This is a genomic window from Leisingera sp. F5, assembly GCF_001593695.1.
The window spans coordinates 1-2,615 of sequence record NZ_LUKH01000387.1; the positions used below are offsets into that span (position 1 = coordinate 1).

Below are 2,615 nucleotides of genomic sequence, written 5' to 3' on the forward strand. Positions count from 1 at the left end.
ATATGAATGTCCACGTCCTCCGCCTCCGGCAGCACCGCCACAGTCGCCGCCGAGGTATGGATACGCCCGCCGCTTTCGGTCGTTGGGACCCGCTGGACCCGATGCACACCGGATTCGTACTTCAGCCGGGCAAAGACGTTCTCGCCTTTGATATGCGCCACCACTTCTTTGATACCGCCCAGCTCGGTCGCCTGTTCCTCGATGATCTCGACTTTCCAGCCCTGCCCCTCGGCATAGCGCTGATACATCCGCAGAAGGTCACCCGCAAACAGCGCCGCCTCATCGCCGCCGGTGCCCGGCCGGATCTCCAGCATCGCAGGGCGGCCATCGGCGGCATCCTTGGGCAGCAGGGCCAGCTGCAGTGCCTGTTCAGCCTCCGGGATCGCCGCCTTCAGCGCGGGGATCTCTTCCTCGGCCAGATCTTTCATGTCCGGATCGCCCAGCATCAGCTCGGCCTCCTCCAGATCGCTCAGCAGTTTGCGGTAGGCGCTAATCTGCTCCGCCACCGGCCGAAGGTCTGAATACTCCTTGGCCAGCGCCGCAATATCCCCGCCCCCGGCACCATCTGCCATTGCGGCTTCAAGATACTGAAACCGCTGCAGGATCTGTTCCAGCCGCTCTTCGGGAACCATGGGCGCGCCTATTCTTGTTCATGTTTTGGCCAATTCTCCCCCATGTGATATGCTAGAGCCATGCGACATGCCAGAGTCCTTATTGCCACAATCCTTCTCACTCTGCCTGCAGCGGGGCTGGCAGACGTGACCGGTCCCGGCGGCAAAACCATCGACTGCTATTGCACTGACAAGTCCGGCAGCCGGGTTGAGCTGGGTGAGATGCGCTGCCTGCAGGTCGACGGCCGCATGTTCATGGCGCAATGCCAGATGTCCCTGAACGTGCCGATGTGGCGCGAGGTGCAAAGCAGCTGCCTGTCGGCGTCGCTGGAGCCGCTGCCCGGAACATCTGCAGCGCCATTGGAGCTGCCGCAACTCTGAGCCGTCCAGCCAACTGCTTCACTGCCTCCGCGACAAGGACGCGGATGTCCAGCAAAGGCGCCTTTGTTGAATTCACGGGGGAAGGGCCCAGCGGACTCAATCCCGCTCATCCCCTTGCCGCTTAGCCTGCGGAAGGGATGCCGGTCTCATCAATCCACAAATGGGGTGGAGCCGTCCCAGGCCGCACTGTTTCCAGCCGACACCACCGCCGGAGCCTCTGGTGCTGACGGCGCGGTCACAACGCGATTCTGCCATGTCTCAGAAGAGGCCAGCCCGTCTCCGCTGGAAACACAACTGCCTGAAAAAATCGTGTATTCCGGTGCAGATGGCAACATGGAGAAACGGAGTTCTCCAACAGGACCATTGCTGCAGATCATGCCAGAGACGTGCGTTCTGATCTCCTGCGCCGTCCAATCTGCACCAGCAACGCCGCTGAACCGGCCATTCCCATCATTGTCGAGTTGCAGTTCATTGCTGGCAGGCACTCCGCCACAGGCCGCAAGCAGTGCACAACAAGCAAGGGACTGAACAGGCTTGGAAAATTTTGTGATCATGAAATACTTTCATTTTTGGGAAACAGCGCTTTTGGTCAACCTATGCAAAAAGCATATGCCTTAGAAGATGCCACGAACCACTCTCTGCAGAAACCCAGCCGGGTCAAGGGGAGGGCGCAGCCACCGCGCGCATGCGCGGCTTGCTCTTGACGCGGCAAGACAAAACACCATAGAAATGGCCTCTTCAAGGGCAGCCTGCATCTGAAGCGCTCCTCAGCAAAACCTCAGGCTCTGCCGCCAATGGCGAAGGAGCCTGCGCCGCGCAAGCGCGGCGCTCGGCCCAACTGTGAGGGGCTTTTGCCAAAAAGCCGGCGAACAGGCGGGAGCTCCCTCTATTCCCCTGCGGACGCGGCTTGCGGCGCCCCCGCCTCCATCTCGGCCAGCCAGCCGTTGATGCGCTGCTTGTTGGCGCCCAGATCCGACCGCCCGAACCGCAGCCGGGCATAGACCTTCAGCAAGTCCCCGTCCTGAGCAGCGGTGGTATAATCCGGAAACCCCAGCACCTGGGTGCGGGTGATATAGGTCACCATTCCGTCGTCCGGGCCGCCTGCCAGCACGCTGGTGCGCGGGGCGTGGCTGGCGATGCGGTGGAACCGCTCCAGCCCGTCCGGCCCCGAGCGCACAACCCGGAACACGCCGCCGCGGAACTCCTTGTCCTCGGTGAACTCCGGCTGGGTGTTCCAGTCCAGCGGATCGCTTGGTGCCAGCCGGACAAAGCCCAGCACAGCAATGCCTGCCGCTAGTACCAGCCAGGCAAACAGCATCACCCGCCTCATTGCGGTTTCAAGGTCACCCCTTGCCTCCTCCCTCTGCGGCCCTCCCCCGGCCTGACGTTCAGGCCGGACCGCTTACTTTGTCGTCACCCCCGGCAGCACGCACAGCAGCTCATAGAGCAGATTGGCGCCCACCAAAGCCGTGTTGCCCAAGGGATCATAAGGCGGCGACACCTCCACCAGGTCGCAGCCCACGATATTGACCCCCTTCAGCGACCGGATCAGCTCCAGCGCCTGCGGCGTGGTCAGCCCGCCGATTTCCGGCGTGCCGGTGCCCGGCGCATAGGCCGGATCAA

5 protein-coding genes are annotated in these 2,615 nt (G+C 62.4%); 1 reads left to right on the forward strand and 4 read right to left on the reverse strand.

Annotation, left to right across the window (positions count from 1 at the left end; all coding sequences use genetic code 11):
* A partial coding sequence (locus A2I95_RS30700; protein ID WP_291735938.1) for a PCRF domain-containing protein occupies positions 1-632 on the reverse strand: 632 nt, incomplete at its 3' end.
* Between the two features lie 60 nt (positions 633-692).
* Here A2I95_RS30700 and A2I95_RS30705 point away from each other — a divergent pair.
* The gene (locus A2I95_RS30705) at positions 693-992 is read left to right on the forward strand and encodes a hypothetical protein (protein WP_291735939.1); all 300 of its coding nucleotides are present in this window, start codon (positions 693-695) and stop codon (positions 990-992) included.
* 149 nt (positions 993-1,141) lie between these two features.
* Here A2I95_RS30705 and A2I95_RS30710 read toward each other — a convergent pair whose 3' ends face one another.
* The 3 genes from A2I95_RS30710 to A2I95_RS30720 form a co-directional block, all read right to left on the reverse strand.
* Positions 1,142-1,546 carry a hypothetical protein gene (locus A2I95_RS30710; protein ID WP_291735940.1) on the reverse strand — a complete coding sequence of 135 codons (405 nt, stop codon included), beginning with the start codon at positions 1,544-1,546 and terminating at the stop codon, positions 1,142-1,144.
* 332 nt (positions 1,547-1,878) lie between these two features.
* Entirely contained in the window at positions 1,879-2,322 is a 444-nt protein-coding gene (locus A2I95_RS30715) for a DUF1499 domain-containing protein (RefSeq protein ID WP_027258625.1), read from the reverse strand.
* Between the two features lie 72 nt (positions 2,323-2,394).
* A partial coding sequence (locus A2I95_RS30720; RefSeq protein WP_291735941.1) for an arginase family protein occupies positions 2,395-2,615 on the reverse strand: 221 nt, incomplete at its 5' end.